Annotated in this window: 24 protein-coding genes; 11 read left to right on the top strand and 13 right to left on the bottom strand. The window is 64.1% G+C overall.

The window, feature by feature from the left end:
• Positions 1-359 precede the first annotated feature (359 nt).
• Positions 360-1,391 carry a class I SAM-dependent methyltransferase gene (locus B9N93_RS02355; protein WP_085210534.1) on the bottom strand — a complete coding sequence of 344 codons (1,032 nt, stop codon included), beginning with the start codon at positions 1,389-1,391 and terminating at the stop codon, positions 360-362.
• 108 nt (positions 1,392-1,499) lie between these two features.
• Here B9N93_RS02355 and B9N93_RS02360 point away from each other — a divergent pair, with 108 nt between their 5' ends.
• The 5 genes from B9N93_RS02360 (at position 1,500) to B9N93_RS02380 (ending at position 6,612) form a co-directional block, all read left to right on the top strand.
• The gene (locus B9N93_RS02360) at positions 1,500-2,342 is read left to right on the top strand and encodes a class I SAM-dependent methyltransferase (RefSeq protein WP_085210536.1); all 843 of its coding nucleotides are present in this window, start codon (positions 1,500-1,502) and stop codon (positions 2,340-2,342) included.
• Positions 2,343-2,523: 181 nt separating this feature from the next.
• A complete protein-coding gene (gene ccmD / locus B9N93_RS02365) occupies positions 2,524-2,700 on the top strand; it encodes a heme exporter protein CcmD (protein WP_085210538.1) in 177 nt (58 codons plus the stop codon).
• Positions 2,697-3,158: a cytochrome c maturation protein CcmE gene (gene ccmE / locus B9N93_RS02370; protein ID WP_176225099.1), complete on the top strand. Its 462-nt coding sequence runs from the start codon at positions 2,697-2,699 to the stop codon at positions 3,156-3,158. Before ccmD ends, ccmE begins: the two co-directional genes overlap by 4 nt.
• Complete coding sequence (locus B9N93_RS02375; protein WP_085210540.1) at positions 3,155-5,131, top strand: heme lyase CcmF/NrfE family subunit; 1,977 nt, start codon at positions 3,155-3,157, stop codon at positions 5,129-5,131. Before ccmE ends, B9N93_RS02375 begins: the two co-directional genes overlap by 4 nt.
• A 182-nt stretch (positions 5,132-5,313) precedes the next feature.
• The gene (locus tag B9N93_RS02380) at positions 5,314-6,612 is read left to right on the top strand and encodes a hemolysin family protein (RefSeq protein ID WP_085210542.1); all 1,299 of its coding nucleotides are present in this window, start codon (positions 5,314-5,316) and stop codon (positions 6,610-6,612) included.
• A 73-nt stretch (positions 6,613-6,685) separates the two neighbouring features.
• Here B9N93_RS02380 and B9N93_RS02385 read toward each other — a convergent pair whose 3' ends face one another.
• The 8 genes from B9N93_RS02385 to gshB all read right to left on the bottom strand — a co-directional run bounded on the left by B9N93_RS02385 (position 6,686) and on the right by gshB (position 13,314).
• Entirely contained in the window at positions 6,686-7,966 is a 1,281-nt protein-coding gene (locus B9N93_RS02385; RefSeq protein WP_085210544.1) for a dihydroorotase, read from the bottom strand.
• Complete coding sequence (locus B9N93_RS02390; protein WP_085210546.1) at positions 7,963-8,943, bottom strand: aspartate carbamoyltransferase catalytic subunit; 981 nt, start codon at positions 8,941-8,943, stop codon at positions 7,963-7,965. Before B9N93_RS02390 ends, B9N93_RS02385 begins: the two co-directional genes overlap by 4 nt.
• Before the next feature lie 3 nt (positions 8,944-8,946).
• On the bottom strand, positions 8,947-9,453 hold the full coding sequence (gene pyrR / locus B9N93_RS02395; protein ID WP_085210548.1) for a bifunctional pyr operon transcriptional regulator/uracil phosphoribosyltransferase PyrR: 507 nt from the start codon (positions 9,451-9,453) through the stop codon (positions 8,947-8,949).
• The gene (gene ruvX / locus B9N93_RS02400; protein WP_085210550.1) at positions 9,446-9,916 is read right to left on the bottom strand and encodes a Holliday junction resolvase RuvX; all 471 of its coding nucleotides are present in this window, start codon (positions 9,914-9,916) and stop codon (positions 9,446-9,448) included. Before ruvX ends, pyrR begins: the two co-directional genes overlap by 8 nt.
• Positions 9,917-9,920: 4 nt before the next feature.
• On the bottom strand, positions 9,921-10,493 hold the full coding sequence (locus B9N93_RS02405) for a YqgE/AlgH family protein (protein WP_085210552.1): 573 nt from the start codon (positions 10,491-10,493) through the stop codon (positions 9,921-9,923).
• A gap of 100 nt (positions 10,494-10,593) precedes the next feature.
• Complete coding sequence (locus B9N93_RS02410; protein WP_085210554.1) at positions 10,594-11,499, bottom strand: energy transducer TonB family protein; 906 nt, start codon at positions 11,497-11,499, stop codon at positions 10,594-10,596.
• 28 nt (positions 11,500-11,527) lie between these two features.
• Positions 11,528-12,349, bottom strand: coding sequence for an energy transducer TonB (locus B9N93_RS02415; RefSeq protein ID WP_085210556.1), 822 nt, complete (start codon positions 12,347-12,349; stop codon positions 11,528-11,530).
• Positions 12,350-12,357: 8 nt separating this feature from the next.
• Positions 12,358-13,314 (bottom strand): glutathione synthase, encoded by a 957-nt coding sequence (gene gshB, locus B9N93_RS02420; RefSeq protein ID WP_085210558.1) that lies wholly within the window; start codon positions 13,312-13,314, stop codon positions 12,358-12,360.
• Positions 13,315-13,425: 111 nt separating this feature from the next.
• Between gshB and rpmB the strand changes: the two genes are divergently transcribed.
• Genes rpmB through B9N93_RS02435 form a run of 3 tightly spaced genes read left to right on the top strand, consistent with a single transcriptional unit; the run spans position 13,426 to position 14,045 of the window.
• Positions 13,426-13,662, top strand: a complete 237-nt coding sequence (gene rpmB, locus B9N93_RS02425) for a 50S ribosomal protein L28 (protein WP_085210560.1) — start codon at positions 13,426-13,428, stop codon at positions 13,660-13,662.
• Positions 13,663-13,681: 19 nt separating this feature from the next.
• Positions 13,682-13,837, top strand: coding sequence for a 50S ribosomal protein L33 (gene rpmG / locus B9N93_RS02430; RefSeq protein ID WP_085210562.1), 156 nt, complete (start codon positions 13,682-13,684; stop codon positions 13,835-13,837).
• Positions 13,838-13,853: 16 nt separating this feature from the next.
• Entirely contained in the window at positions 13,854-14,045 is a 192-nt protein-coding gene (locus B9N93_RS02435; protein WP_085210564.1) for a CstA-like transporter-associated (seleno)protein, read from the top strand.
• Between the two features lie 46 nt (positions 14,046-14,091).
• Here B9N93_RS02435 and B9N93_RS02440 read toward each other — a convergent pair whose 3' ends face one another.
• Positions 14,092-14,352 (bottom strand): hypothetical protein, encoded by a 261-nt coding sequence (locus B9N93_RS02440; protein WP_085210565.1) that lies wholly within the window; start codon positions 14,350-14,352, stop codon positions 14,092-14,094.
• A gap of 97 nt (positions 14,353-14,449) precedes the next feature.
• Between B9N93_RS02440 and msbA the strand changes: the two genes are divergently transcribed.
• Positions 14,450-16,219, top strand: a complete 1,770-nt coding sequence (gene msbA, locus B9N93_RS02445) for a lipid A export permease/ATP-binding protein MsbA (RefSeq protein ID WP_085210567.1) — start codon at positions 14,450-14,452, stop codon at positions 16,217-16,219.
• 158 nt (positions 16,220-16,377) lie between these two features.
• On the top strand, positions 16,378-16,893 hold the full coding sequence (locus tag B9N93_RS02450) for a hypothetical protein (protein WP_085210569.1): 516 nt from the start codon (positions 16,378-16,380) through the stop codon (positions 16,891-16,893).
• 71 nt (positions 16,894-16,964) lie between these two features.
• Here B9N93_RS02450 and B9N93_RS02455 read toward each other — a convergent pair whose 3' ends face one another.
• Together B9N93_RS02455 and B9N93_RS02460 are read right to left on the bottom strand one after the other, a co-directional pair.
• Entirely contained in the window at positions 16,965-18,320 is a 1,356-nt protein-coding gene (locus B9N93_RS02455; RefSeq protein WP_085210571.1) for a sigma-54-dependent transcriptional regulator, read from the bottom strand.
• Positions 18,317-19,939 (bottom strand): ATP-binding protein, encoded by a 1,623-nt coding sequence (locus B9N93_RS02460; protein WP_085210573.1) that lies wholly within the window; start codon positions 19,937-19,939, stop codon positions 18,317-18,319. The genes B9N93_RS02455 and B9N93_RS02460 overlap by 4 nt, the downstream gene beginning before the upstream one ends.
• A 209-nt stretch (positions 19,940-20,148) precedes the next feature.
• Here B9N93_RS02460 and B9N93_RS02465 point away from each other — a divergent pair, with 209 nt between their 5' ends.
• Positions 20,149-21,150 carry a TraB/GumN family protein gene (locus tag B9N93_RS02465; protein ID WP_085210574.1) on the top strand — a complete coding sequence of 334 codons (1,002 nt, stop codon included), beginning with the start codon at positions 20,149-20,151 and terminating at the stop codon, positions 21,148-21,150.
• A 32-nt stretch (positions 21,151-21,182) separates the two neighbouring features.
• Here B9N93_RS02465 and B9N93_RS02470 read toward each other — a convergent pair whose 3' ends face one another.
• Entirely contained in the window at positions 21,183-23,051 is a 1,869-nt protein-coding gene (locus tag B9N93_RS02470) for a SurA N-terminal domain-containing protein (RefSeq protein ID WP_085210576.1), read from the bottom strand.
• Positions 23,052-23,093: the final 42 nt, after the last annotated feature.

The following is a 23,093-nucleotide window of genomic DNA, read 5'->3' on the forward strand; positions in this document are numbered from 1 at the left end:
GTTGTTGTAAGGGCGGAATCCCGCAGGAGTAAAGCCAATGTTTGGCGGCAGCGGGGCTGGGACGTCTTGCCAGCGGCCCGTTTCCGGTGGTTACGGAGGGTTTCGATCAATTGGGTCCGGCATATTGGTGGTCCGATAGGTTTGGTCGTCGCCGTCCATAAACGCCTTTGTTTGAAACCCCGGCGCACGGGGTTTGCTTGGGTCGGAAGACACCCTGGATAAAAGGTCGCCAGGGTGGTTTCATCGCTATTATCTTGGGCACCCGGCCTGGGCTTGAGAGAGTGCCAAAGAGCCGATGATCTTGCAACTCTTTTCTAGCCGTGCCGGGCGGGGCGGTGGGGCCGGTTTCCATTGCGCAATCAATGCTTTAGGGCCAGGATGACCTTGAAGCCCTCGGCTTCCGCCAGGGTGGCCGCCCGCGCTCCCAGGGCTTCGATTTCCGGCTCATAGGGCAGATGCCGGTTGGCGACCAGGAACAAGCGCCCGCCCGGTTTGAGCGCCGCGAGGCCCGCCCGCACGAAGGCCCGGCCCAGCGCCGACAGCGCCGCCCGTCCCGTGTGGAACGGCGGGTTCGTCACCACGAAATCCAAGCGCGACACCGGCAAGCCCAGGGTCACGTCGGCCCAATGGAATTGCGCTGCCGGGTGTCCTTCCAGGTTGCGGCGGGCGGCGTCCAGCGCCTTGTGTTCGGATTCGAACAGGTGCAGTTCGGCGATCTGGCGCGGGCGGGCCAGGATTTCCCGGCTCAGATAGCCATAGCCCGCGCCCAGATCGGCCCCGCGCCCGGCCAGATCGTCCGGCAGGTGGCGGGCCAGGAGGCGCGAACCCAGGTCCAGCGCCTTCCAACTGAACAGGCCGGGGCGGCTCATCAAGCCGGTATCCGCGATGCCGTGCCAATCCCCGCCTTGCAACCATGTTTCCAACAGGCCGCGATCCAGCTTGGCCGGGTCTTTGCGGGCCAGGAACACCCGGCATTTGTGCTTGCTATAGGTTTCGACGCCGCCCATCAACTCGGCACAACGGCGTTCCAGCGAGGGCGCGCCCAGGTCGTTGGCGGCGCTGACGATCAAGCTGCCGCCTTCGTCCAGCAGCGCGGCGGCGCGGGCGTAGTGGTGGAGGACTTCTTCCTTGTGCTTGGTGGCGAACACGAGGCAGAGGGAGGCGGGGGAGGCGGGTTCGTCGGTGCGGACTTCGAGCCCGAGCCGGGCCAGGGCGTCGGCACCGGGCTTGTCGGTTTGGTAATAATGGACGGGGCGCGGTGGGAGCGCGTCCAGATAAGCGCCGGGCAGGGCGCGGAACACGGCGGCGGGACCGCCGCCCGCCAGGATGCCGGGATGGCGGGCGATGAAACTGTCGAGCGCGGCGGCGCGGGGATCGTGCGGGGAAGCCATGGGATACGGGTACTCGGGCGATGGGGGATGACAGGGGTTTTTCCGGTATTCTGACAGGCCATCCTGTGCCGACGCCATCCAAATTCCATTGCCAAGGAGCCTAGCCCCATGTCCAGTCCGATCCGCCTGCCGTATTTCGATGCTTTGCTCAAGCTGTTGGACGAGGGGCATCCCGTCCTGGAACAAGTGTTCGGCCGCCATGTGCATTGGGGCTATTGGCCCGAACCTAAGGCCGCGACCGGCACGCCGGAAGATTTCGCGGTAGCCGCCGAAGCTTTGTCGCGGTTGGTGTATCAGGCGGCGGGCGTGACCGATGGCATGAAGGTGTTGGATGCGGGTTGCGGCTTCGGCGGCACCACGGCCAGCTTGAACGCCAATTTCGAACGCATGGCCCTGGCCGGGCTGAATATCGATCCGCGCCAACTCGAAAGGGCCGGGAGCCGCATCGTGGCCCGGCCCGGCAACACGCTGGAATGGATCGAGGGCGATGCTTGCGCCCTGCCGTTCGAGGATGCCAGTTTGGATGCGGTGCTGGCGGTGGAGTGTATTTTCCACTTCCCGAGCCGGGAACGATTCTTCCGGGAGGCTTTCCGGGTGTTGAAGCCGGGCGGACGGCTGGCCTTGTCGGATTTCCTGCCGACGGCGGGTTTGAAGCCGTTCATGGGCTTGGCGGGGATGTGGCCCGCGACCTTGGGGTTTTATGGGCGTTGCGATTTCCGCCATGGATTGGAGGATTACCGCCGGTTGGCGCAAGGAACCGGGTTCGCCGTAAGCGTGGAGCGGGATATTACCGGGGAGACCCTGCCGACCTACGATTTCATCCGCAAGCTGGCCAAAGAGTTCACCCTGCCCAGCGTGTCGGCGGCGGCGGAGACTTTGTTCGCCGAATGGGCCAGCCGCTTGGGGGTATTGCGGTATGCGGTGCTGGGGTTCGAGAAGGCGGGTGGATAAGCCGCTCCAACGGGCGGTGGGATGTTCCGCCGTGCCGCATCCCGCTGCGGGACACCCAGCATTTCACAGCCAAACCCCCGCCGAACCGCTAGAATATCCCGCCTCGCATCCCAGCCCCCGATGGGGCGGCTCCCCAAGCGTTCCGCGCCGGTCCCTCCTTCCATCCACATCCGCTATCGCAATGAACTGGAACGAATTCTTCTCCATGGGCGGCTACGCCCTCTATGTCTGGACCTCCTATGGCCTAATGGCCGTGATCCTGGTCCTCAATCTGCTGGCACCCCTCAAACGCCATGCCGAGGTGCTGAAAACCATCGCCCGCCGCCTGAAACAAGAAGCGCAACGGAGGCCGTCATGATGACCCCGCGCCAAAAACGCATGACCGTGGTGGGGCTGATCCTGGTGGGCGTCAGCGTCGCCGCCTTCCTGGCCCTGACCGCGTTCCAGAAGAACCTCTTGTATTTCTACACGCCCAGCCAGGTCGCCGCCGGGGAAGCGCCGAAGGGCTATCCGTTCCGGGTCGGCGGGCTGGTGGTGCCGGGCACGGTGCAGCGCGAGGCCAACGGCACTACCGTCCATTTCACCCTCAGCGACGGTGGCCCGGCCACGGTGCAGGTGGTCTACACCGGCATCCTGCCGGATTTGTTCCGTGAAGGGCAGGGCATCATCTCCATCGGCCAGCTCAACCCGGCGGGCGTGTTCGAGGCCGGCGAAGTCCTCGCCAAGCACGACGAGAACTATATGCCGCCCGAAGTCGCCGATTCCCTCAAACACAACGGCCAAGCGCCCATCGACTACTCAGGGTGGAAGAAATGAGCCCCGAACTCGGACATCTGGCTTTGATCCTGGCCTTGCTGACCGCGCTGATGCAAGCGACCTATCCCTTGCTGGGCGCGGCGCGGCGCATTCCCGCCTGGATGGCGGTCGGACCCGCCGCCGGGAGGGCGCAATTCCTGTTCCTGGCGGTGTCGTTCGGCTGTCTGGTGGCGGCATTCGTCAACCATGATTTTTCGGTCCTGTACGTGGCCCAGCATTCCAATAGCAGCCTGCCCTTGTATTACCGCATCTCGGCCACCTGGGGGGCGCACGAAGGCTCCATGCTGTTGTGGGCCTTGATCCTGGGCTTGTGGACGGTGATGGTGACGGGGTTCAGCCGGGGCTTGTCGCTGGAATTCCAGGCGCGGGTTTTGGGCGTGATGGGGCTGGTGAGCGTCGGGATTTTGCTGTTCATCCTGCTGACCTCGAATCCATTCGAGCGCATCGTCCCGGCCCCCGCCGACGGCAACGACCTCAATCCCTTGTTGCAAGATTTCGGTATGACCATCCATCCGCCCATGCTGTACATGGGCTATGTGGGTTTGTCGGTGGCGTTCGCCTTCGCCATTGCGGCCTTGCTGGGCGGCTCGCTAGATTCGGCCTGGGCGCGGTGGTCGCGGCCCTGGACCTTGATCGCCTGGGTGTTCCTGACGGCGGGTATCGTGCTGGGTTCGTGGTGGGCGTATTACGAACTGGGTTGGGGCGGTTGGTGGTTCTGGGACCCGGTGGAAAACGCTTCGTTCATGCCTTGGCTGGTGGCGACGGCCTTGCTGCATTCCCTGGCCGTGACCGAGAAGCGCGGCGCGTTCAAAGCCTGGACGGTATTGCTGGCGATCTTCGCCTTTTCCTTGAGTTTGCTGGGGACGTTCCTGGTGCGCTCGGGTGTGCTGACTTCGGTCCATGCCTTTGCCTCCGATCCGGCGCGGGGCTTGTTCATCCTGGTGTTGCTGGCCCTGGTGGTAGGCGGTTCCTTGCTGTTGTACGGGTTACGCGCCCCGGCTATCCGCGATACCGCCCAATTCGGCTTCGTCTCCAAGGAAAACCTCTTATTGCTGAACAATATCCTGTTGGTCACGGCCAGCGCCAGCATCCTGCTCGGGACGTTGTATCCCTTGCTGCTGGACGCCTTGAAGCTGGGCAAGATTTCGGTGGGTTCGCCCTATTTCGCTAGCGTGTTCGCGCCCTTGATGACCCCGATTTGCCTGCTGGCCGGGATCGGGCCGATGCTGGCCTGGCGCGAGGCGCAGCTCGGCAAGCTATTGTTCCGGGTACGCTATCTGGCCTTGGCGAGTTTGCTGCTCGGGATCGTCGCTACCGCCGTGTTCTGGGATATCGCCGATATCAAGGCGCTGGCGGGCTTGACGATGGCGTTTTGGTTGGCGGGCAGCGCGGGTTTCACCCTGTGGAACCGGCTCCGGCTGCGCGGCAGCTTGGCGGAAGGTCTGCGCTCGCAATCGCGCAGCGTGTACGGCATGACCCTGGCCCATTGCGGTATCGCGGTGTTCCTGGTCGGCGTGGTGCTGTCGAATGGGTATAGCGAGGAAAAAATCGTCAAGCTGGCTCCGGGCGAGGCCGTGGAAGTGGGCGGCTACCGTATCGTGTTCCAGGGCGTGACCGATGTGCAAGGGCCGAATTTCGTGGCGCGGGAAGGCGATTTCCAAGTGCTGCGCGAGGGCGGGGAAATCGCCCGGTTGTCGCCGCAAAAGCGCGTCTACAAGGTCCAGCGCAATATGATGACCGAGGCCGCCATCGATCCCGGCCTGACCCGCGATCTCTATGTCGCCCTGGGCGAGCCGATGGAAGCCGGGGCGTGGAGCGTGCGGGCCTATTACAAGCCGTTCATCCGCTGGATTTGGCTGGGCGGTGTGCTGATGATGAGCGGAGGTTTGTTTTCGGCGGCGGACCGGCGTTACCGGCTGGCGCGGGAAGCCGCCGGGCCAGAGGCCAAACTGGTGGGGGACTTGGTCCGTTGAGGGCCGCGGTGCGCCGCTCCCATCCGGGGAGGGTGCACCGTATCGCCTTGGTTTTATTGGCCTATTCCTCTTTTGAGCCTGTCTTTCATCTTGGACGCATTGGCTGCCTGAGCGATGTTTTTGCATCGACACCGGGGATTCGCTACCCTAGCTCCCACCGTCCCACAACTCCCATCCCTTGAATGGAAATCCTGATCCTGGCCCTTTTGTTCATCCTGAACGGCCTGTTCGCGATGTCGGAAATCGCCATCGTTTCCTCGCGCAAAATCCGCCTGCAACAAGCCGTCGAAGAGGGCGTGAAAAGCGCCAAGCTCGCGCTCAAACTGGCGAACGAACCCAGCCATTTCCTTTCCACCATCCAGGTCGGCATCACCTTGATCGGCATCCTCAGCGGTGCCTATGGTGAGGCCGCGCTGTCCGGCCAGTTGGCGGACTATCTGGCCCAGTTCCCGGAGGTCGCGCCCTATAGCCATGGCTTGTCGCTGGCGGTGGTGGTGTTCGGCATCACCTACTTTTCGCTCATCATCGGCGAGTTGGTGCCCAAGCGGCTGGCCCTGCACCGGCCCGAGTCCATCGCCATGGTGATGGCCCGGCCCATGAACGGGCTGTCGATCCTGGCCTATCCCCTGGTCAAGGTGTTGAGCTTTTCCACCGATGTGGTGCTGCGGCTGTTCCGCGCCCACAAGAACGACGAGCCGCAGATCACGGAAAAGGAAATCCGGCTGATGATCGACCAAGGCACCGAGGCCGGCGTGTTCCACAAGCGCGAGCAGGAAATGGTGTCCAACGTGCTGCGGCTGGACGATATCCGCATCGGCGCGATCATGACGCCGCGCATGGATATTTATTACCTGGACGTGGAGGATTGCTTCGAGGAGAACCGCCATAAGCTGGTGGAAAGCCCGTATTCGATCATCCCGGTGTGTAAGGGCGGTTTGGATAACGTGCTGGGCTTCATCCAGGCCAAGGATTTGCTGCGGCGGGCTTTGCGCGGCGAGCGTATGGAACTGGCCGGGGCGGCCCGGCCGGCTTATTCGGTGCCCAGGACTTTAAGCCCCGTGCAATTGCTGGAGGAGTTCAAGCGCTCCAAAACCGCCCTGGCCCTGGTGGTGGACGAATACGGCGAAATCGCCGGATTGGTGACGCTGAAGGATGTGTTGGAAGCCATCGTCGGCGACCTGCCTTCGGAGGGCGAAGAGGAGGAAGAGCCGGAGGCCGTGCGCCGCGAGGATGGTTCCTGGCTGCTGGACGGCGTCCTCGGCGTGGAGAAGTTCAAGCAAATCTTCGATGTGGAAGAATTGCCCGACGAAGCTTCCGGCGGTTTCCACACCATCGGCGGTTTCGTGATGGTGCAGCTAGGCCGGGTGCCCCGCGCTTCCGATCATTTCGAGTGGGAGGGTTTCCGCTTCGAGGTGGTGGATATGGACAAAAACCGGGTGGACAAGGTGATGGTGGTGCCGTTGGAGGCCGGACCCGAGTAAAAGACCCACTCGTTCCCCAGGGCGGTTTGGAAGCGCGGAAGCCCTGTTTCCGCTTCCCCGCAAGCAGGTCTTGTCAGCGTCGGAACACCACCCGTCCCGCCGCCAGCGTATAAGCCACCCGCCCCTTCAGGCTCTTCCCCCAGAACGGCGTATTCCGCCCCCGGCTTAGCCAACTCCCTTCCCCCACGGTCCATTCCGCCTCTGGATCGAACACGCAGAGATCGGCCACCGCGCCCACCCGCAAACTCCCCGCATCCAGCCCCAGCAGGGCGGCAGGCCGCGACGTTAAGGCCGCCAGGGCGGGGTGCAGCGCCATCGCGCCCTGTTCCACCAAGGCCAAAGTTAGTGGCAGCAGGGTCTCCAGGCTGGAGATACCGGGTTCGGTCGAAGGGAAGGCGTCGAGCTTGGCGTCGGGCTCGTGGGGCTGGTGGTCGGAGCAAATCGCCGCGAGCGTCCCATCCCGTACCGCGAGGCGCAGGGCGTCGCGGTCGCCCAGGCCGCGCAGGGGCGGGCGCACATGGCAGAGCGCGTCGAAGCCGTCGATATCGGCCTCGGTCAGATGCAGTTGATGGGCGGCGACATCGGCACTGACCGGCTCGCCTTTGTCCTGCGCCCTGGCGATGGCGCGGGCGGCGCGGGCGCAGCTGATCTGGGCGAAATGCACGCGGGCGCCGGTGGGCTCCAACAAGGCCAGTACCTGGGCCACGGCCACGGTTTCCGCCGCGTAGGGGATGCCGCGCAGCCCCAGCCGGGTGCTGACCGGGCCTTCGTGGACGCAGCCCGTGTCGGCCAGATAGGGGTCTTCCGGCCGCACGACGACCAGGAGGTCGTGGCTGGCGGCGTATTCCATGGCCCGGCGCAGCACCAGGGTATTGGCCATGGGCGCATGGGCGTTGCCGACGGCGAGGCAGCCGGCGCTTTTCAAGGCGCCCATCTCGCTGAGGTCGCGGCCATTGAGTTCGGGGGTCAGGGCGCCGATGGGCAGGATGCGGGGTCCACCCGCCGCTTCGGTTTTTTCCAGGATCAGGTTGACCACGGCGGGGGAATCGATAGCCGGGCTGGTATCGGGTGGACAGCACAGGGTGGTGATGCCCCCGGCGAACGCCGCCTTGCCCTCGCTGGCGATGGTGCCCTTGTGTTCCTGGCCGGGTTCTCGCAGCCGGGCGCAGAGGTCGATGAAACCGGGGCTGACGATGTGGCCCTGGGCGGGAATCTCCAAATCCGCCGCGTAGCCGTCCGGTTTCGCGCCCAGGCCGACGATGCGGCCCCCGGCGATATATAAATCCTGGATGGAGTCGCCACCGGAGGCGGGATCGACCACCCGTCCGCCGCTGATGAGGATGCGTGGGCTCATGCCGTTTTGTCTCCGCCGTCGGGACTCATGGCCATGGACATGACCGCCATGCGGATGGCGATGCCATGGGTCACTTGTTGCAGGATCACCGAACGCGGGCCGTCGGCCACCTCGGGGTCGATCTCGATGCCGCGGTTGACCGGCCCCGGATGCATGACGATGGCGTCGGGCTTGGCGCGTTCCAGGCGCTTCCCGGTCAGGCCGAAACGGGCGAAATAATCATGCACGCTGGGGATGAACGCACCGCTCATGCGTTCCGTTTGCAGTCGGAGCATCATCACCACGTCCACATCCTCCAAGCCCTGTTCCAGGGTGTGGAACACCTTGACGCCCAGGGTTTCCACGGCGGCGGGCAAGAGGGTGCGCGGGCCGATCACCCGGATTTCCTGGACGCCCAGGAGGTTGAGCGCCTGTATCTCCGAACGCGCCACCCGCGAATGCAGCACATCGCCGACGATGGCGACTTTGAGTCCCGCGAAACCGCCCTTGAGTTTGCGGATGGTGAACACGTCCAGCATCCCCTGGGTGGGATGGGCATGGCGGCCATCGCCGGCGTTGATGACGCTAATATGTGGGGCGACATGGCGGGCGATGAAATGCGGGGCGCCGCTCGCGGCGTGGCGCACCACGAACATATCGACGTGCATGGCTTCCAGGTTGCGGACGGTGTCGAGCAGGCTTTCGCCCTTGGCGGTGGCCGAGGTGGCGATGTTGATATTCAGCACATCGGCGGAGAGGCGCTTGGCCGCCAGCTCGAAGGTGGTGCGGGTGCGGGTGCTATTCTCGAAAAAGAGGTTCACCACGGTCTTCCCGCGCAGCAGCGGGACTTTCTTGACCGTCTGTTCGGTGACGCTGGAAAAGGACTCCGCCCGGTCCATGATGTTTTCCAGCAGCGGGCGGCCCAGGCCTTCGAGGGTCAGGAAATGCCGCAGGCGTCCATGGGCGTCCAACTGTAGCGCGTCGTGGTTGGGGAGCATGGGTTACACACGGTGTAGGGTGAAACGCAGGGGATCGGGTCCGGTCAGTTTAATGCGCTGGCCGGGTTCCAGGGCCAATTCGCCGCCTATGCAATCGGGCCGGAGGGGAATCTGGCGGCCATCGCGTTCCAGCAGCACGCCCAACACCACCTGGGCCGGACGCCCGTAGTCGAATATCTCGTTGAGCGCGGCGCGGATGGTGCGGCCCGTGTAGAACACGTCGTCGATCAGGAGGATATCGCGGCCCTCGACCCGGAACGGCAGCAGGCTGGGCCGGACCTGGGGGTGCATCCCGATCTGGGAGAAATCGTCGCGGTAGAAGGCGATGTTGAGGACGCCCAAGGGTTCCTTGAGGCCGAGCCGGGCGTGGAGTTGTTCGGCGACCCAGGTGCCGCCGCTGTGGATGCCGATCATGGCGGGGTCCGTGAGGGGGCGGCGGGCGATTTCTTGGCGCAGGCCGGCTTCCAGCCGGTCCAGCAGGGTGGCGACTTCCAAGGTGGATTCAGGCATCGGGGGTTTCGCGTTGGGCCGTGTGTTTCAGCCAGGTTTGCAGGATGAGCTGGGCGGCGAGTTCGTCCTTGATATCGGCGAACTGCACCGAGCGCTTGGAGCGTTCGCGGTAGAAGATTTCCTGGGATTCCTTGGTCGAGAGGGTTTCGTCCATGATGTAGACCCGGCGACGGTAGCGCTTTTCCAGTTGCTCGCAGAATTTCAGGATGGGCTGGACGATGGGGTTCACCTCGCCGGTGGGATGGTAGGGCATCCCGACCACGAAGGCGGAGGGCTGCCAAGTCTTGACCAAGCGGGCCACGGCGCTCCACAGGGCTTGTTCGCTGGTGGCGCGGATGGTTTCGAGCCCGGTGGCGGTGGCGGTGACCCTTTGGCCCACCGCGACGCCGATGTTGAGCGCGCCGTAATCGAAGCCGAGGTAGGTGCCGCCGCCGAGTTCGGGGACTTGGGATTCTTCGCGCATCGGATCAGCCGTGTCCGGCCGGCGTGGTCAGCAGTGCGATATTCACGCCCATCAGTTCCGCCGCGGCTTTCCAGCGGCTCGCCGCCGGGCGTTGGAACAGGATGGAGGGGTCTGCGTGGGCGTTCAGCCAGGCGTTCTCGACGATCTCGCGTTCCAATTGGCCCTTGCCCCAACCGGCGTAGCCCAGGGCGATCAGGACATCGTGCGGTCCCTCGCCTTGGCCGATGGCTTCCAGGATGTCGCGGGAGGTGGTGAGGGAGATTTGGTCGGAGACTTTGAGCGAGGAACTCCATTCCTGGCCGGGCATGGGCCCGTGCAGCACGAACCCGCGCTCGGGTTGGACCGGACCGCCGTAATAGACCGGGATTTGCCCGACCGTGGGCGCGGCCACTTCGATTTCCATTTGCTCCATGATATCGGCCAGGGTTAGTTCGGAAGGGCGGTTGACGATAATGCCTAACGCCCCTTCCTCGTTGTGCTGGCAGAGGTAGGTCACGGTCCTGGCGAAAAGCGGGTCGGTCATGCCCGGCATCGCGATCAGGAAATGATTGGTGAGGTTGGCGGTGGTTTCGATCATGGGGATAGTATCGGCCTTCGGGGTGGACGGGCGCAAGCCGGGCCGGTCGGACCGGGCGTGCCGCTTGGAGGTTGTGGGACGGGGTTTCCGGGGGTTCTGTTCAACGGTCCTGTTCTAGCAGATTGCCGTTCTCGAACTGGAATACGCGGTCGTTGACCAGCACATCGCATTCTTCGCGCAAGCCCTTGGGGAACGGCGGCAGGGGCACCGCCCGTTGGACGATGCCTTCCGCCGCCGCGTCCAGGCCCGCGTCGCCCGAGGAGCGGATTTTTTCCATTTTGTAGAGGCTGCCGTCGGCGCGGAGGGCGATGCGTAAATGGACGCTGCCCGACCAGTCCCCGTCGCCGGTTTTGGGAGAACCCAGACCCAGCTTGCCGATATGCCTCAGCTTGCGTTCCCAGCCGTAGAGGTAGTCGGTGGCCTTATGCTGGGCGGCGTTGGTGGCGTTGATATGCAGGAAGCGGAGTCCATCGGCCTGGGCGGTACGGCTGAGGTTGAGCGCCGTGCCGACCTCGGCGATTTGCTGGCTCAGGGAGCCGAGGTCGAGCCGCTTGGGTGGCGGGGCGGATTCGTGGTGGGCTGCCACGGCGGGCTTGGGCGCTGTGGGCTGCGCGGGTGCGGGTGCGGGTGTGGGTTTGGGTTCGCGCTTCGGCTGCGGTGTGGGCGCGGGTGTGGGCTTGGCCACGGGCATGGGGGTGGGAGCTGGGACCGGAGCGTGTGGAGCGCGTTGGGGCGGTACCGGGCGGGGCGGGGCGGGTTGTGGCCGGGGCGTTTTTGGCGTGGGTGCCGTGGTGGCTTCTACCGGGGGCGGCGGTTCGGATGGCGGAGCCGGGTTTGGCGGGATCGCGGGTCGGGGCGCTTGGACCAAGGCGACATCCATCGGGCGTGCGCTCCGCAAAGGCCCGGGGGGGGAGGGGCTGAATTCCAGGAGCGCCAAGGCATGGACGACGACCACCAGCAGGATGATCAAACCTTGGCCGATGGGATGGTTGAAGATTCCGCTCATGGGGCAGGTTTGCGCTCGCGTGGCATCCTTATTCGGTTTCGAGCCGCGAGTCGTTGTAGAACCGCCAGGTTCGGGTGATGACCAACACGTCGGCTTCCTGCCGGAGTTCCGCCGGGAACGGGCTGAACGGCGCGGCCAGGGCGACGATGCGCTTGGCGGCGTCGTCCAGCGCGGCATGGCCGGAGGAATGCGTGATCTTCATATCGTGGACCGTGCCGTCCTGGCGCAGCGCCACCACCATCACCAAGCTCCCGGACAGTTTTTGCCGCCGGGCCTCGTCGGGATAATGCAGGTTGCCGATGCGCTCGATCTCGCGCTGCCAAGCCCGTTCATAGGCGGCGGCCTTGTATTTTTGGGCGTTGACCGAATTGATGAACACCTTGCGGAGGCCCTCGGCCTCGGTGTCCCGTGGGGGGTTGATTTCGATGGCCTGGACCTGGACAGATTGAGGTTGCGGGGGATGGGGTTCGTCATCGGCGTTGGGGACGGCTTTTTCCGATTCGGCCTGGGTCAGGACCGGCTTGCGCCGGGCCGCCGCGTTGGATTCCTGGGCGGGGAGGGGCGGCTGTTCGGCCTGGGGCTCCCCGGTCACGGCGGGGTAGGCGGCTTCGGGTTCCGGGAGGGTTTTCCGTGTGGCCGCGCCATCGCCTAGTTGATGTTCCGGGGCCAGGGCGTCGGCGGTTTTGGGGGCGGCCGGGCTGGGGTTGCGGGCCAGGGTGACGGCCAAGGCTGGCTTGATCTGCGCGGGCCGGGGCGGCTCGAAACCCACGCCCAGGATCGCCACGGCGTGGACCAGGCCCGCGAGCAGCAGCGCGATGAGGAAACGGTCGTGGGCGGTGCGGTCGTGCATGGGGTGATTTAAACCGGGCGTTGGACCACGCTTTCGATATGGTCCATGAGCTTGGCGCTGATATTGAGGTTGAAGAATTTATCCAATTCCTGCACGCAGGTCGGGCTGGTGACATTGACCTCGGTCAGGTAATCGCCGATGACATCCAGTCCCACGAATATTAGGCCGCGTTCCTTCAAGGTCGGCCCGACTTGTTCGACGATCCAGCGGTCGCGGGCGGTGAGGGCGCGGCCCTCGGCCCGGCCTCCCGCCGCCAGGTTGCCGCGGCTTTCGCCCTGGGCCGGAATCCGCGCCAGGGCGTAGGGCACGGCCTCGCCGTTCACCACCAGGATGCGTTTGTCGCCGTCCACGATTTCCGGGAGATAGCGCTGGGCCATGGCGTAGCGGGTGTTGTGGCGGGTCATGGTTTCCAGGATCACGCTCAGGTTGGGGTCGTTGCCCGCCACCCGGAAGATCGACGCCCCGCCCATGCCGTCCAGCGGTTTCAAGACGATTTCGCCTTGTTCGCGCAGGAATTCGCGGAATTTGCCGGCTTCCCGCGCCACCAGGGTCGGGGCGCAGCAGTGGGAAAACCACGCGGTGAACAGCTTTTCGTTGGCGTCGCGCAGGGAGCGCGGTTTGTTGACCACGTACACGCCCCGGCTTTCGGCGCATTCCAGGAGATAGGTGGCGTAGATATATTCCTGATCGAACGGCGGGTCTTTCCGCATCAATACCACGTCGAGCCGGTCCAAGGGCTGGTCTTCGCTGTCGCCCAGGCTGAACCAGGACAGTTCGTTGCGCTGGACCCGGAGGGAACGCATCCGGGCGTGGGTGCGGCCATCGCGCAGGTACAGATCGTTGAGTTCCATGTAATACAGTTCATAGCCACGTGCCTGGGCTTCCAGCAGCAGCGCGAAACTGGTGTCCTTGTGGATTTTGATTTTTCCGATGGGATCCATGACGATCCCGAGCTTGATACTCATGGTGCGGTTCCTGAAGGGAGGGGGAAGCCGGGTTCCGGCTTGACTTGGGGCGCGGCCATCCTATATAAAGCATGGTTTTTTCGTGTCAGCCAAGGCGAGCAGAGGTTAACCATGTCCAGAATATGCCAGGTGACGGGCAAGGGCCGTATTGTAGGCCAGAACGTCTCCCACGCTAACAACAAGACCAAGCGGGTCTTCAATCCCAACTTGCACGACCGCCGCTTCTGGGTGGAAAGCGAGAACCGTTGGGTGAAGCTGCGGGTTTCGGCCCAGGGTCTGCGCACCATCGACAAGAAAGGCATCGACGCGGTCTTGGCGGACATCCGCAAGCGCGGCGAGAGCGTCTAAGGATTTCGGAGTTTAGATCATGCGCGACAAAATCAAATTGGTATCGAGCGCCGGCACCGGCCATTTCTACACCACCACCAAGAACAAGAAGACCATGCCGGAAAAGATGGAGATCAAGAAGTTCGATCCCGTCGTCCGCAAGCATGTGATGTACAAGGAAGCGAAGATCAAGTAATCCCCTGGGTTGCGGAATGCCGCGTCTTCCGGGCCTCGGGCGCTGCTGGCGGTGGCTGCGGGAGGCCACCGGGGACGATGCCTACGAGCGTTACCTGTCCCACTGGCATTCCCGCCACGCCCACGAGGGCGGCGAACCCCTGAGCCGCAAGGCGTTCCACGAGGCCGAAATCCAACGGCGCTGGAGCGGCGTCAAACGCTGCTGTTAGCCGGGCACCCCACCGCCAGACGCGGCGGGATGCCGCCTAGTAGCCCTTACAGGTGGCTTTTGATGCGCTCGTAGGCGCTTTTCAGTTCTTCCCCGAGCATTTTCGCGCTGGCCCAGACATCGTCCGAGGCGTCCTTGGCCTCGGCGGCGGCCCCTTCCAGCTTGGCCGAGAATTCCTCCAACTTGGCTTCGGCCCGTTCCCACTCCTCCCGCGCTTCCAATTTCGCCAGGTTCAATTGCACGGCCAGCTCATCGCGTTGTTGCAGCAGGCCATCCCGGAATTTGCCGAGTTCTTCTTGGACGTTCATGGTGTTCTCCTATGTTTGCTAGTATTCGCCACCTGACCAACCCTCCGGCCCAGCGCGGGCGGCCCGCCCGTTTGTCCAGCCCTACCGAGACCCGCCGATGAGTGAAACCGATCCCCAACGCAAGACGCTGGCCGATGGCAGGGTGGTCTATCGCAGGCTGTGGGCTTATGCATTGCCGCACTGGCGGATGTTCGTCGTCTCCATTGTAGCGATGATCGTCTACGCCGGCATGGGTCCGGCCTTCGCCAAACTGACCCAATCCCTGGTCGATGGCAGTTTCATCCAGAGCGGTCCCGAGGTGCTGCGCGAGGCGGCCTGGACCTTGGTCTGGCTGTCGGTGTTGCGGGGCGTGGCCGGGTTCGCCAGCGATTATTACTCGGGCTGGGTCAGCCGCCGGGTCATCGCCGATTTGCGCCGCGATCTGTTCGACCAATTCCTGAACCTGCCCTGCGCCTATTACGACCAATCCTCCTCCGGCCAATTGCTGTCCAAACTGCTCTATAACACCGAGCAGGTGGCGACCTCGCTCAGCACCGGCATTGTCACCGTGTTCAAGGACAGCCTCAGCATTGTCGGGTTGACCGCGCTGATGGTGTACGAGAATCCCTTGTTGTCCCTGGTGATGATGGTGGTGGGGCCGTTGTTGGGTGTCGGCACCCGGCAGGTCAGCAAGCGCTTCCGCAAAATGTCCATGCGCATCCAGGAGTCCATGGGCAATGTCGGCCATGTGGCCCAGGAAGTCCTCGACGCCCAGCGCGTCGTCAAGGTGTTCGACGGCAAGGACTACGAGACCGGGAAATTCAAGCGCGAGAACGAGAGCAACCAGCGCCGCCAACTGCGCTTGATCGCCACCGACGCCATCAGCGGCGCGATCATCCAGTTCATCTATATCGGCGGCATCGCCACCATCCTCTACGTGGCCTCGCTGGATTCGGTGCGGGCCAGCCTGACGCCGGGCAGCTTGGTGTCGTTCGTGGCGGCGATGGCGATGATGCAAAGCCCGATCAAGCGCGTGACCCAATTGGTCAGCGTCCTGCAACGCGGCATCGCGGCGGGCGATAGCATCTTCGAGGTGCTGGACGCGGGCCGCGAACGCGATACCGGCAAGCTGGAACTCCTGTCCACCCAGGGCCGCATCGAATACCGGGCCGTCGGCCTCGCCTATCGCGACGGCGGCGAATACGCCTTGCGGAAGGTCGATCTCGCCATCGAACCGGGCCGGACCATCGCCCTGGTCGGCCATTCCGGCAGCGGCAAGACTTCGCTGGTGCGCTTGTTGCCCCGGTTGTACGAGGCCACCGAGGGGAAAATCCTGATCGATGGCCTGGATATCCGCGGTTTCACCCTCGGCAGTCTGCGCCGCCATATCTCCTATGTCGGCCAGGAAGTCACCCTGTTCAACGACACGGTGGCGAACAATATCGCCTATGGCAAGCGCGACGCCAGCCGCGAGGATATCCGCCGCGCCGCCGCCGCCGCCTTCGCCCTGGATTTCATCGAGAACCTGCCCCAGGGTTTCGATACCCAGGTCGGCCAGCAAGGCGTGGTGCTGTCGGGCGGCCAGCGCCAGCGTATCGCCATCGCCCGCGCCCTGTTGAAGGACGCGCCGATCCTGATCTTGGACGAAGCCACCTCGGCCCTGGACGCCGAGTCCGAGCGCAATGTCCAGGACGCCCTGGAAATCCTGATGCGGGGCCGCACCACCCTGGTCATCGCCCACCGCCTGTCCACCATCCAGAACGCCGACCGCATCTATGTCATGCGTGATGGCGGTATCGTCGAAGCCGGCACCCATGCCGAATTGCTGGCCGGGCCTTCCTATTACGCCGATTTGTACCGGATGCAATTCGGCGGCGCGGCGGCCTGAATCCTCCGGGCCGTCGCGCCGGGCGGGTCGCCATATTGCGGTTTTGGGTGATTCCGCCTATGTTGTGCAGGACCGGCGCGGAGCCGAAGGTTATCGGCTGCGCGGTCCGATACCCGGCTGGTTCACCAGCCGCGATAATTACAAGAAGAGGGGATGTTATGACCGAATTATTATTCTTGCTCACCTTGGTATTCTTGGGGTATGTCGCCCGCGAGGTATTCAAAACCGTCGCGGAAATCCAAAGCGGGCAGGCTTCCCCCGGAAATCCGATTCCCGCCGCCCGCGAGGAAAAGACGGTGATCGCCGTGACGGAGAAAATCGAAGCGCCCGTGGCCGAGCCCGCGCCCGTGGTCCAGGCCGTCGCCGAACCCGAATCCACCGATGCCACGACCGAGCCAGCCTCCGCCGTCGAGCCCGCCGCAGCGCCGGCCCCCGCCGCTCCGGCCAAGGCCGGTTTGCCCGAGCGCGGCCCCAACCTCCGCAATCCCGCCACCGGCGAGACGGCGGCGTTCCCGACCAATTATCGCTTCGCCAAGAAATGGCTCAAGGAAGCCCTGGTCGAAGAGGGTTTGTTGGACCATATCTACAAGCCCAGCGAATTGGACGGGGCGGGTGCCGTGGTGGTGAAGGAAGCCCTGGAGAAATTCCGCCACCTCGATAAATACCACGCCTGAGCCGGGTTTTCCCGAGCAATGAAAAGCCCCCGGAATGGGGGCTTTTCGATGGGCGGGAATACTTCGGCGGATTATTCCAAATCCAGTTTCTTCAGTTTATAGCGCAGGGCGCGGAAGGTGATTCCCAGGAGTTTCGCCGCCGCTGTCCGGTTCCAGCGGGTTTTTTCCAGGGCGCGGATGATGGCCTGTTTTTCGATCTCGTCCATATAGTTTTCCAGTGAGACGCCTTCTTCCGGCAGGGGCGGGGACGGGGCGTCCTCCCCGCCCGGCGCGGGGCGGTTGGACAGGCTTTCCGGCAGGTCCAAGTCGCCCACCATGATGCGCCAGTCCTCGCACAGGGCCACGGCCCGTTCCAGGATGTTCTCCAATTCCCGCACATTGCCGGGGAAGCGGTAGCCCAGCAGGGTGTCGAGCGCCTCGGGGGCCAGGCGGGCGCGGGGTTCGTGGTTGGTGGCGGCCAATTTGTCGAGGATATGGTCGACCAGGATAGGGATATCGCCGCGCCGTTCCCGCAGGGAGGGCACATGCACCCCGATCACGTTGATGCGGTAGAACAAATCCTGCCGGAACGCGCCTTCCTCCACCAGTTTCGCCAGGTTCTTGTGGGTGGCGCTGATGATGCGGGTATCGACCTGGATTTCTTTGGCCTCGCCCACCGGGCGGATGGATTTTTCCTGGATGGCCCGCAACAGCTTGACTTGCAGGCTCAGGGGCAAGTCGGCCACTTCGTCCAGGAACAGGCTGCCGCCGTTGGCGGCCTGGAACAGGCCGGGTTTGTCCGCCACCGCGCCGGTGAAGCTGCCCTTTTTGTGGCCGAAGAATTCGCTCTCCATCAGTTCCTCGGGGATGGCCCCGCAGTTGACCGGCACGAAGGGCTGGTCGGCGCGGGGGCTCATGGCGTGGATCAGGCGGGCCACCAATTCCTTGCCGGTGCCGGATTCGCCGCTGACGAACACCGGGGCCTGGCTGCGCCCGAGCTTGGCGATCTTGGCGCGGATCTCGCGCATGGCCTCGGATTCGCCCAGCAGGACCTGGCGCGAGCGGCGCTCGCGGGGTTGGCCGCGCAGCTTGAGCGCGGTATGGACCAGATTGCGTAATACCCCGAGGTCCAGGGGCTTGCTGACGAAATCGAAGGCGCCGCTTTTCATGGCGCGGATGGCGGCTTCCATGCTGCCATGGGCGGTGATGACCGCCACCGGCAGGGCCGGGCAATGGGCCTGGATGTATTCGACCAGGTCCAGGCCGTTGCCGTCGGGCAGCTTCATATCGGTGAGGCAGATGTCGAAGCTCCCGGATTGCAAGGACTGCTTGGCCTGGGCCAGGCTGCCCACCGCGCGGACATCGATATCCATGCGTTCGAGGGTCATTTCCAAAAGTTCGCGGATCGCGGGTTCGTCGTCGATGACTAGGGCGGTCGATTTGTTCATAGGGCAACGCTGTTTTTCTCTGCATCCGGCAAATATAGCCGGAAACCACGGGCTTCTCCGTTGATCGCCCCGTATTCCAGCCGGGCTTGGTTGAGTTCGGCCAATTCACGGGAAATATACAGCCCCAGCCCCGTGCCGGTGGACGAGGTGGTGAAAAACGGCTCGAACAGGTGCTGGACCGTCTCGGCGTCCAGGGGAGCGCCGTGATCCAGCACCGCGACATAGGGCTCGCCCTGGGCCCGGCCCACCCGCAGGACGATGGGGCCGAGTTCGGGATGCCCGTATTTCAACGCATTCGAGCATAGGTTTTCGACGATTTGCTTGAAATGGGTGGGATCGACGCTGATTTGGGGCGGGCGGGTTTTCACATCCAGCAGGAACTGGGCCGGTCCCAGCCCTTGCCGCGCCTCGAACTCGCGTAGCCAATCCGCCAGGGTTTCCACCAGGGGGAGGGTTTCCCGCCGCGCCTCGCCGCGGCGGGAGAGTTGCAGCACGTTTTCGATCACCGAGTTGAGGCGGGCGGCGTGTTCGATGATGATCTGGACCAGGCGCCGGTCCTTGTCGCCCAGGCCCGGACATTCCTCCAGCAATTGGCTGGCGTGGTTGATGGCGCTCAGGGGATTGCGGATTTCGTGGGCGATGCTGGCGGTGAGCCGCCCCAGCGAGGCCAGCTTGCTTTGCTGGACCCGTTCGTTGCGGAGGGCGCTGTCCTCCAGGAAGATCATGTAGGTCGGCGGTTGGGTCCGGCCCAGCCGGGTGAAGCGGGCGTGGAGGGGCTGGCCGTCGGCGGTCTTGAGGTCGGCGCCGTTGCGGGCGGGGTCGGCCAGCCAGCGCTGGAAATGCTGGGCCAGGAACGGGCAGACGCTCTCCAGCGATTGGCAGTGCGGCGCATGGGGATAGAGCCGCTCGGCGGCTTCGTTGGACAGGCGGATGCGGTGGTGGCTATCGACCGCCAGGATGCCGGATTGCATATTCTGGATGATGAAGCTGTTGAGCTGTTGGAGGTTCTCCACGTCGATGCCGCGCTGGGCGGCGATGGCTTCGCTCTGCTCCGCCCGCCGGGCCAGGACCATGGCCAGCAGCGCGATGCCGAAATAGGACGCGCCCAGCATCCCGGCGTAGGGATAGTTGGTGCTGTGGAACAAATCGCCCAGGTCGGCGTAGACCTCTTCCACCAGCACGGCGAGGCTGGCGAGGGCCGCGAACACGATGGCGCAACGCCCGCCGACCAGGATGCCGCCCGCCGCCACCGACAAGCCCAGCAAGGCACCGACGCCGCTGCCGATGCCGCCCGAAGCCAGCATGATGAACGGGATCAGCATGATATCCACGAAAACCTGGGTTTGGGCCTGGAACCCGAACGCGGGACGGCGCAACGATAGTGGGATGGCCGCCAGGAAGATCGACGCCAAATACAGGCAGGCCGAGAAGGCATAGAGCGGCGGCGAGAATCCGCCCAGGGCCGAGGGTAGCGCGTTGAGGAAAAACAACAGCACCAGGGTGCCGCCCAACGCCAGCCGGTACAGGAAGAATACCGTGAGCGAATTCCAAGCTTGGGTCGCGTCGATGCGGTATTGTTTGGAGAGGGGGCAGGGCGCGATTGTTTCGGAATGTTCCATGGTGGCGCGGGGGGTTCGGTGAAGCCCGCATCGTACCGGTGATTTCGGGTCGCGCCAATCGGATGGACGCGCCGGACTTTGGTCTTTGCCGGGCCTTGCGCTAAATTTATACAATTCAGGCCGTCGCGTCGGAACCTGGGCCAGCCTGTTCGGCGGGGTTCCCAGGGCTTCCGCGCCGGGAAACACCCATCCACACCCACGATCCCCCCATGATCTCGACCACACGCTCCCGCGTCCTGCTGTCGGCCCTTATCCTGGCCCTCGCGCCCGGAACGCCCTGGGCCGGCGTCCATAAATGCCTGGATCAGAACAATAAAGTGTTCTACCAGGACAAGCCTTGCCAGGAAAAAACCTCCGCCGGGCTGTCGCCCGCCCTGTCCCGGCTCAATCCGGGGGAGAACCGCCCGCAGTTGTTATGGCAGCTCGGTTCCGGCAAGAAATCCCTCTATCTCCTGGGAGGCTTGGGTTTCGGCACCGCCGATATGTACCCCTTGCCGGAAAAGCTCATGGACGCCTTCGCCGGCGCGAACGTGCTGGTGATCATCGACGATCTCGACACGGTGGGGGAGATGGCGGCGCAACCCGCCCTCGTGGCTAAGGGGGAATACAAGGACGGTACCGGCCTCCAGGACCATATCAAGCCCGGCACCTGGCGCAAGGCGCTCGAACTCGCCAAAAGCCTCGATATCACCGAGGACGCCCTGAACGCCCAGCGGCCTTGGTTGGCGGCTTTGCACCTCAAGGGCGCGGCGCTCAAGCGCATGGGTTACGACGAGCAACTCGCCACGGTCAAGAGTTTCGTCAAGGCGGCGGAAACCCTCAAGCCCATCATCGAATTCGACCCGCTGGCCGAGCAGGCCAAACGCTTCGACGGCATGGCCGACGCCGAGCAAGAGGCATTTTTGCTGGAAGCCTTGCACGAGGCCGACGCCAGGAACGAGTATTTCAAGGCCCTGGACGAGGCCTGGCGCAAGGGCGATCCCGAATCGGTGGAATTCACGGTGCGGCGGGCGTTGGCGGCTGTGCCCGCCTTGCAGAAATCCTCGGAGCAATGGCTGAAGTCGCGCAACGAGGCCGTGGCCCGCAGCCTGGACGAACTGGCCGCCGATGGCCGGACCTATTTCGTGGTGGTGGATGCGCGGCGGGTGGTGGGGGAGGCCGGGTTGTTGGCCGCGCTGGAAGCGAAGGGATTCAAGGCGAGCCGGGAGTGAAAGCGCGGGGCGTTGCCCCGCGCTGGCCGGGATCAGGATTCGGGTTGCTTGAACTTCACATCGGCGAGTTCCCTGAGGCGGGCGGCGAAGGCGGTGAATTCGCGCTGGCCCAGGCTCCGGGACAGGAATTGCCGGGCGGAATCGGCTTCCTTGGGGTCGGTGGAGGAAGGCACGCCGTCCTTCACCGTCAACAGGTTGAAGATGGCGACCTCGCCGGTATCCAGTTCGGTGCTGTTGGGGGTCGGCTTGCCGTCCTGGGGGCGCGGGGTCTTGAACGCCGCGCCGACCAGGGTCGCCGGTAGCTTGTCCTCGCCGCGCTTGAAGATCGCCGGTTTGTTCACCGCGAGTCCCGCGCTCTTCGCGGCTTCCGCGAAGGGCTTGCCCGCCTTCACCTGCTGCAACAACCCATCGGCTTGTTTGCGGGCCTCGCGGCGGGCGTCCTCGTCGCGCAACTGGGCGAGGATGCCGTCCTTGACTTCGGCCAAGGGCTTGTCCGAAGCCGGTTGATGCGCCTTGACGCGCAGCACCAGGGCTTTTTCCCCTTCCAGTTCTATCGGGTCGCTGTTGCGTCCGTTCAGTACATCCGTGCTGAACGCCGCCGTGCGTACCTTTTCCTCGCCGGCCACGCCCTCGCCCGCCTCGCGGGTGAAGGGACCGGCCTGTTCGATCTTGAGCTTGAGCTGCTGGGCGGCGGCCTCCAGGCTATCGGGATGCTCGAAAGCCTGCTCGGTCAGGGTTTGGCCGAGATCGTAGAATTTGTTCTCCGCCGCGTTGTGCTGGGCGGTCTTCAGCAACTCGCTTTTTACCGCGTCGAAGGGTTTGATCTGGGCCGGGACCAGTTCGGTCAGCTTGATGAGGTGGTAGCCGAATGAGGTTTTGACCGGCTCGGACACCTCGCCCGGCTTCAAGGCCGCGACCGCCTGGGCGAAGCTTTCCTCCATGGCGCTCTTGTCCATGAAACCCAGGTCGCCGCCCTGTTTGGCCGAGACGGGATCGCCCGAGGCTTCCTGGGCCACCTTGGCGAAATCTTCGCCTTTGGCCAGCCGTTCGCGGACGGTCTTGGCCTTGGCGAGGGCGGCGGTGTCTTTGTCGCCGCCTTCCACCGGGATCAGGATATGGCTGAGCTTGCGGCGTTCCTCGGTGCCGAAATTGGCTTTGTGTTCTTCATACTGGCGGCGCAGTTCGTCGTCGCCGATTTGCACCTCCTTCGCCAGGTCTTCCAGGGCCAGGACCACATATTCGATGGAGACTTTCTCGGGATTCCTGAAGTCCGCCAGATGCTCGCGGTAATACGCCTCGATCTCGGCATCGGTGAAGGCGCGGGTGGAGGGCTTCAGCGGCACGGTGGCGTATTCGATCTCGCGCTCTTGGTTCCTGAGCCGGATCAGCGTATCCACTTGGTCCTGGGTGGCGAAGGCGCTGTCGAGGATGCCTTTTTGATATTGTTCCATTACCAGGGCGCGGCGGACCTGGGCGGTGAATTGTTCGGGGTTCATACCCTGGGACGACAGCATGGCTTTGTATTTGTCCTTGTCGAACTTGCCGTCGGTCTGGAAATAGGGCAGGGATTGGATGAAGCCGCGCATCTCGGCATCGCCGATGGTCAGGGATTCGTCCTCGGCGCTTTGGACGATGACTTCCTCTTGGACCAGCCGTTCCAGGGTTTCCTGGCGGAGTTGCTTCTCGTCGAAGTCGATGCCCATCAGGCTGGTGAGGCTGCGTTCGTAGGCCTGGTTCACTTCGCGGTCGAAGATTTCATGGCCGTTCACCACGACCGCCGGTTTTTCTTTGCCGGTATCCATGTAATTCTGGATACCCCACAGGCCGAAGGGCACGCCGATCAGAATCAACATTATCCAGGCAAAGATGCCTTGGGCACGATCACGAATCGCTTGGAGCATAAGCGGAACCTACCGAGTGGAAAGAAAGGGCTGGGGACGGGG

Origin of the sequence: Methylomagnum ishizawai (assembly GCF_900155475.1) — a bacterium.
Lineage (GTDB): Bacteria > Pseudomonadota > Gammaproteobacteria > Methylococcales > Methylococcaceae > Methylomagnum > Methylomagnum ishizawai_A.

Coding starts and splice junctions, on each gene's coding strand:
- B9N93_RS02355 (WP_085210534.1), bottom strand. CDS start 1,391: ATGGCTTCCCCGCACGATCCCCGCGCCGCCGCGCTCGACAGTTTCATC.
- B9N93_RS02360 (WP_085210536.1), top strand. CDS start 1,500: ATGTCCAGTCCGATCCGCCTGCCGTATTTCGATGCTTTGCTCAAGCTG.
- ccmD (WP_085210538.1), top strand. CDS start 2,524: ATGAACTGGAACGAATTCTTCTCCATGGGCGGCTACGCCCTCTATGTC.
- ccmE (WP_176225099.1), top strand. CDS start 2,697: ATGATGACCCCGCGCCAAAAACGCATGACCGTGGTGGGGCTGATCCTG.
- B9N93_RS02375 (WP_085210540.1), top strand. CDS start 3,155: ATGAGCCCCGAACTCGGACATCTGGCTTTGATCCTGGCCTTGCTGACC.
- B9N93_RS02380 (WP_085210542.1), top strand. CDS start 5,314: ATGGAAATCCTGATCCTGGCCCTTTTGTTCATCCTGAACGGCCTGTTC.
- B9N93_RS02385 (WP_085210544.1), bottom strand. CDS start 7,966: ATGAGCCCACGCATCCTCATCAGCGGCGGACGGGTGGTCGATCCCGCC.
- B9N93_RS02390 (WP_085210546.1), bottom strand. CDS start 8,943: ATGCTCCCCAACCACGACGCGCTACAGTTGGACGCCCATGGACGCCTG.
- pyrR (WP_085210548.1), bottom strand. CDS start 9,453: ATGCCTGAATCCACCTTGGAAGTCGCCACCCTGCTGGACCGGCTGGAA.
- ruvX (WP_085210550.1), bottom strand. CDS start 9,916: ATGCGCGAAGAATCCCAAGTCCCCGAACTCGGCGGCGGCACCTACCTC.
- B9N93_RS02405 (WP_085210552.1), bottom strand. CDS start 10,493: ATGATCGAAACCACCGCCAACCTCACCAATCATTTCCTGATCGCGATG.
- B9N93_RS02410 (WP_085210554.1), bottom strand. CDS start 11,499: ATGAGCGGAATCTTCAACCATCCCATCGGCCAAGGTTTGATCATCCTG.
- B9N93_RS02415 (WP_085210556.1), bottom strand. CDS start 12,349: ATGCACGACCGCACCGCCCACGACCGTTTCCTCATCGCGCTGCTGCTC.
- gshB (WP_085210558.1), bottom strand. CDS start 13,314: ATGAGTATCAAGCTCGGGATCGTCATGGATCCCATCGGAAAAATCAAA.
- rpmB (WP_085210560.1), top strand. CDS start 13,426: ATGTCCAGAATATGCCAGGTGACGGGCAAGGGCCGTATTGTAGGCCAG.
- rpmG (WP_085210562.1), top strand. CDS start 13,682: ATGCGCGACAAAATCAAATTGGTATCGAGCGCCGGCACCGGCCATTTC.
- B9N93_RS02435 (WP_085210564.1), top strand. CDS start 13,854: ATGCCGCGTCTTCCGGGCCTCGGGCGCTGCTGGCGGTGGCTGCGGGAG.
- B9N93_RS02440 (WP_085210565.1), bottom strand. CDS start 14,352: ATGAACGTCCAAGAAGAACTCGGCAAATTCCGGGATGGCCTGCTGCAA.
- msbA (WP_085210567.1), top strand. CDS start 14,450: ATGAGTGAAACCGATCCCCAACGCAAGACGCTGGCCGATGGCAGGGTG.
- B9N93_RS02450 (WP_085210569.1), top strand. CDS start 16,378: ATGACCGAATTATTATTCTTGCTCACCTTGGTATTCTTGGGGTATGTC.
- B9N93_RS02455 (WP_085210571.1), bottom strand. CDS start 18,320: ATGAACAAATCGACCGCCCTAGTCATCGACGACGAACCCGCGATCCGC.
- B9N93_RS02460 (WP_085210573.1), bottom strand. CDS start 19,939: ATGGAACATTCCGAAACAATCGCGCCCTGCCCCCTCTCCAAACAATAC.
- B9N93_RS02465 (WP_085210574.1), top strand. CDS start 20,149: ATGATCTCGACCACACGCTCCCGCGTCCTGCTGTCGGCCCTTATCCTG.
- B9N93_RS02470 (WP_085210576.1), bottom strand. CDS start 23,051: ATGCTCCAAGCGATTCGTGATCGTGCCCAAGGCATCTTTGCCTGGATA.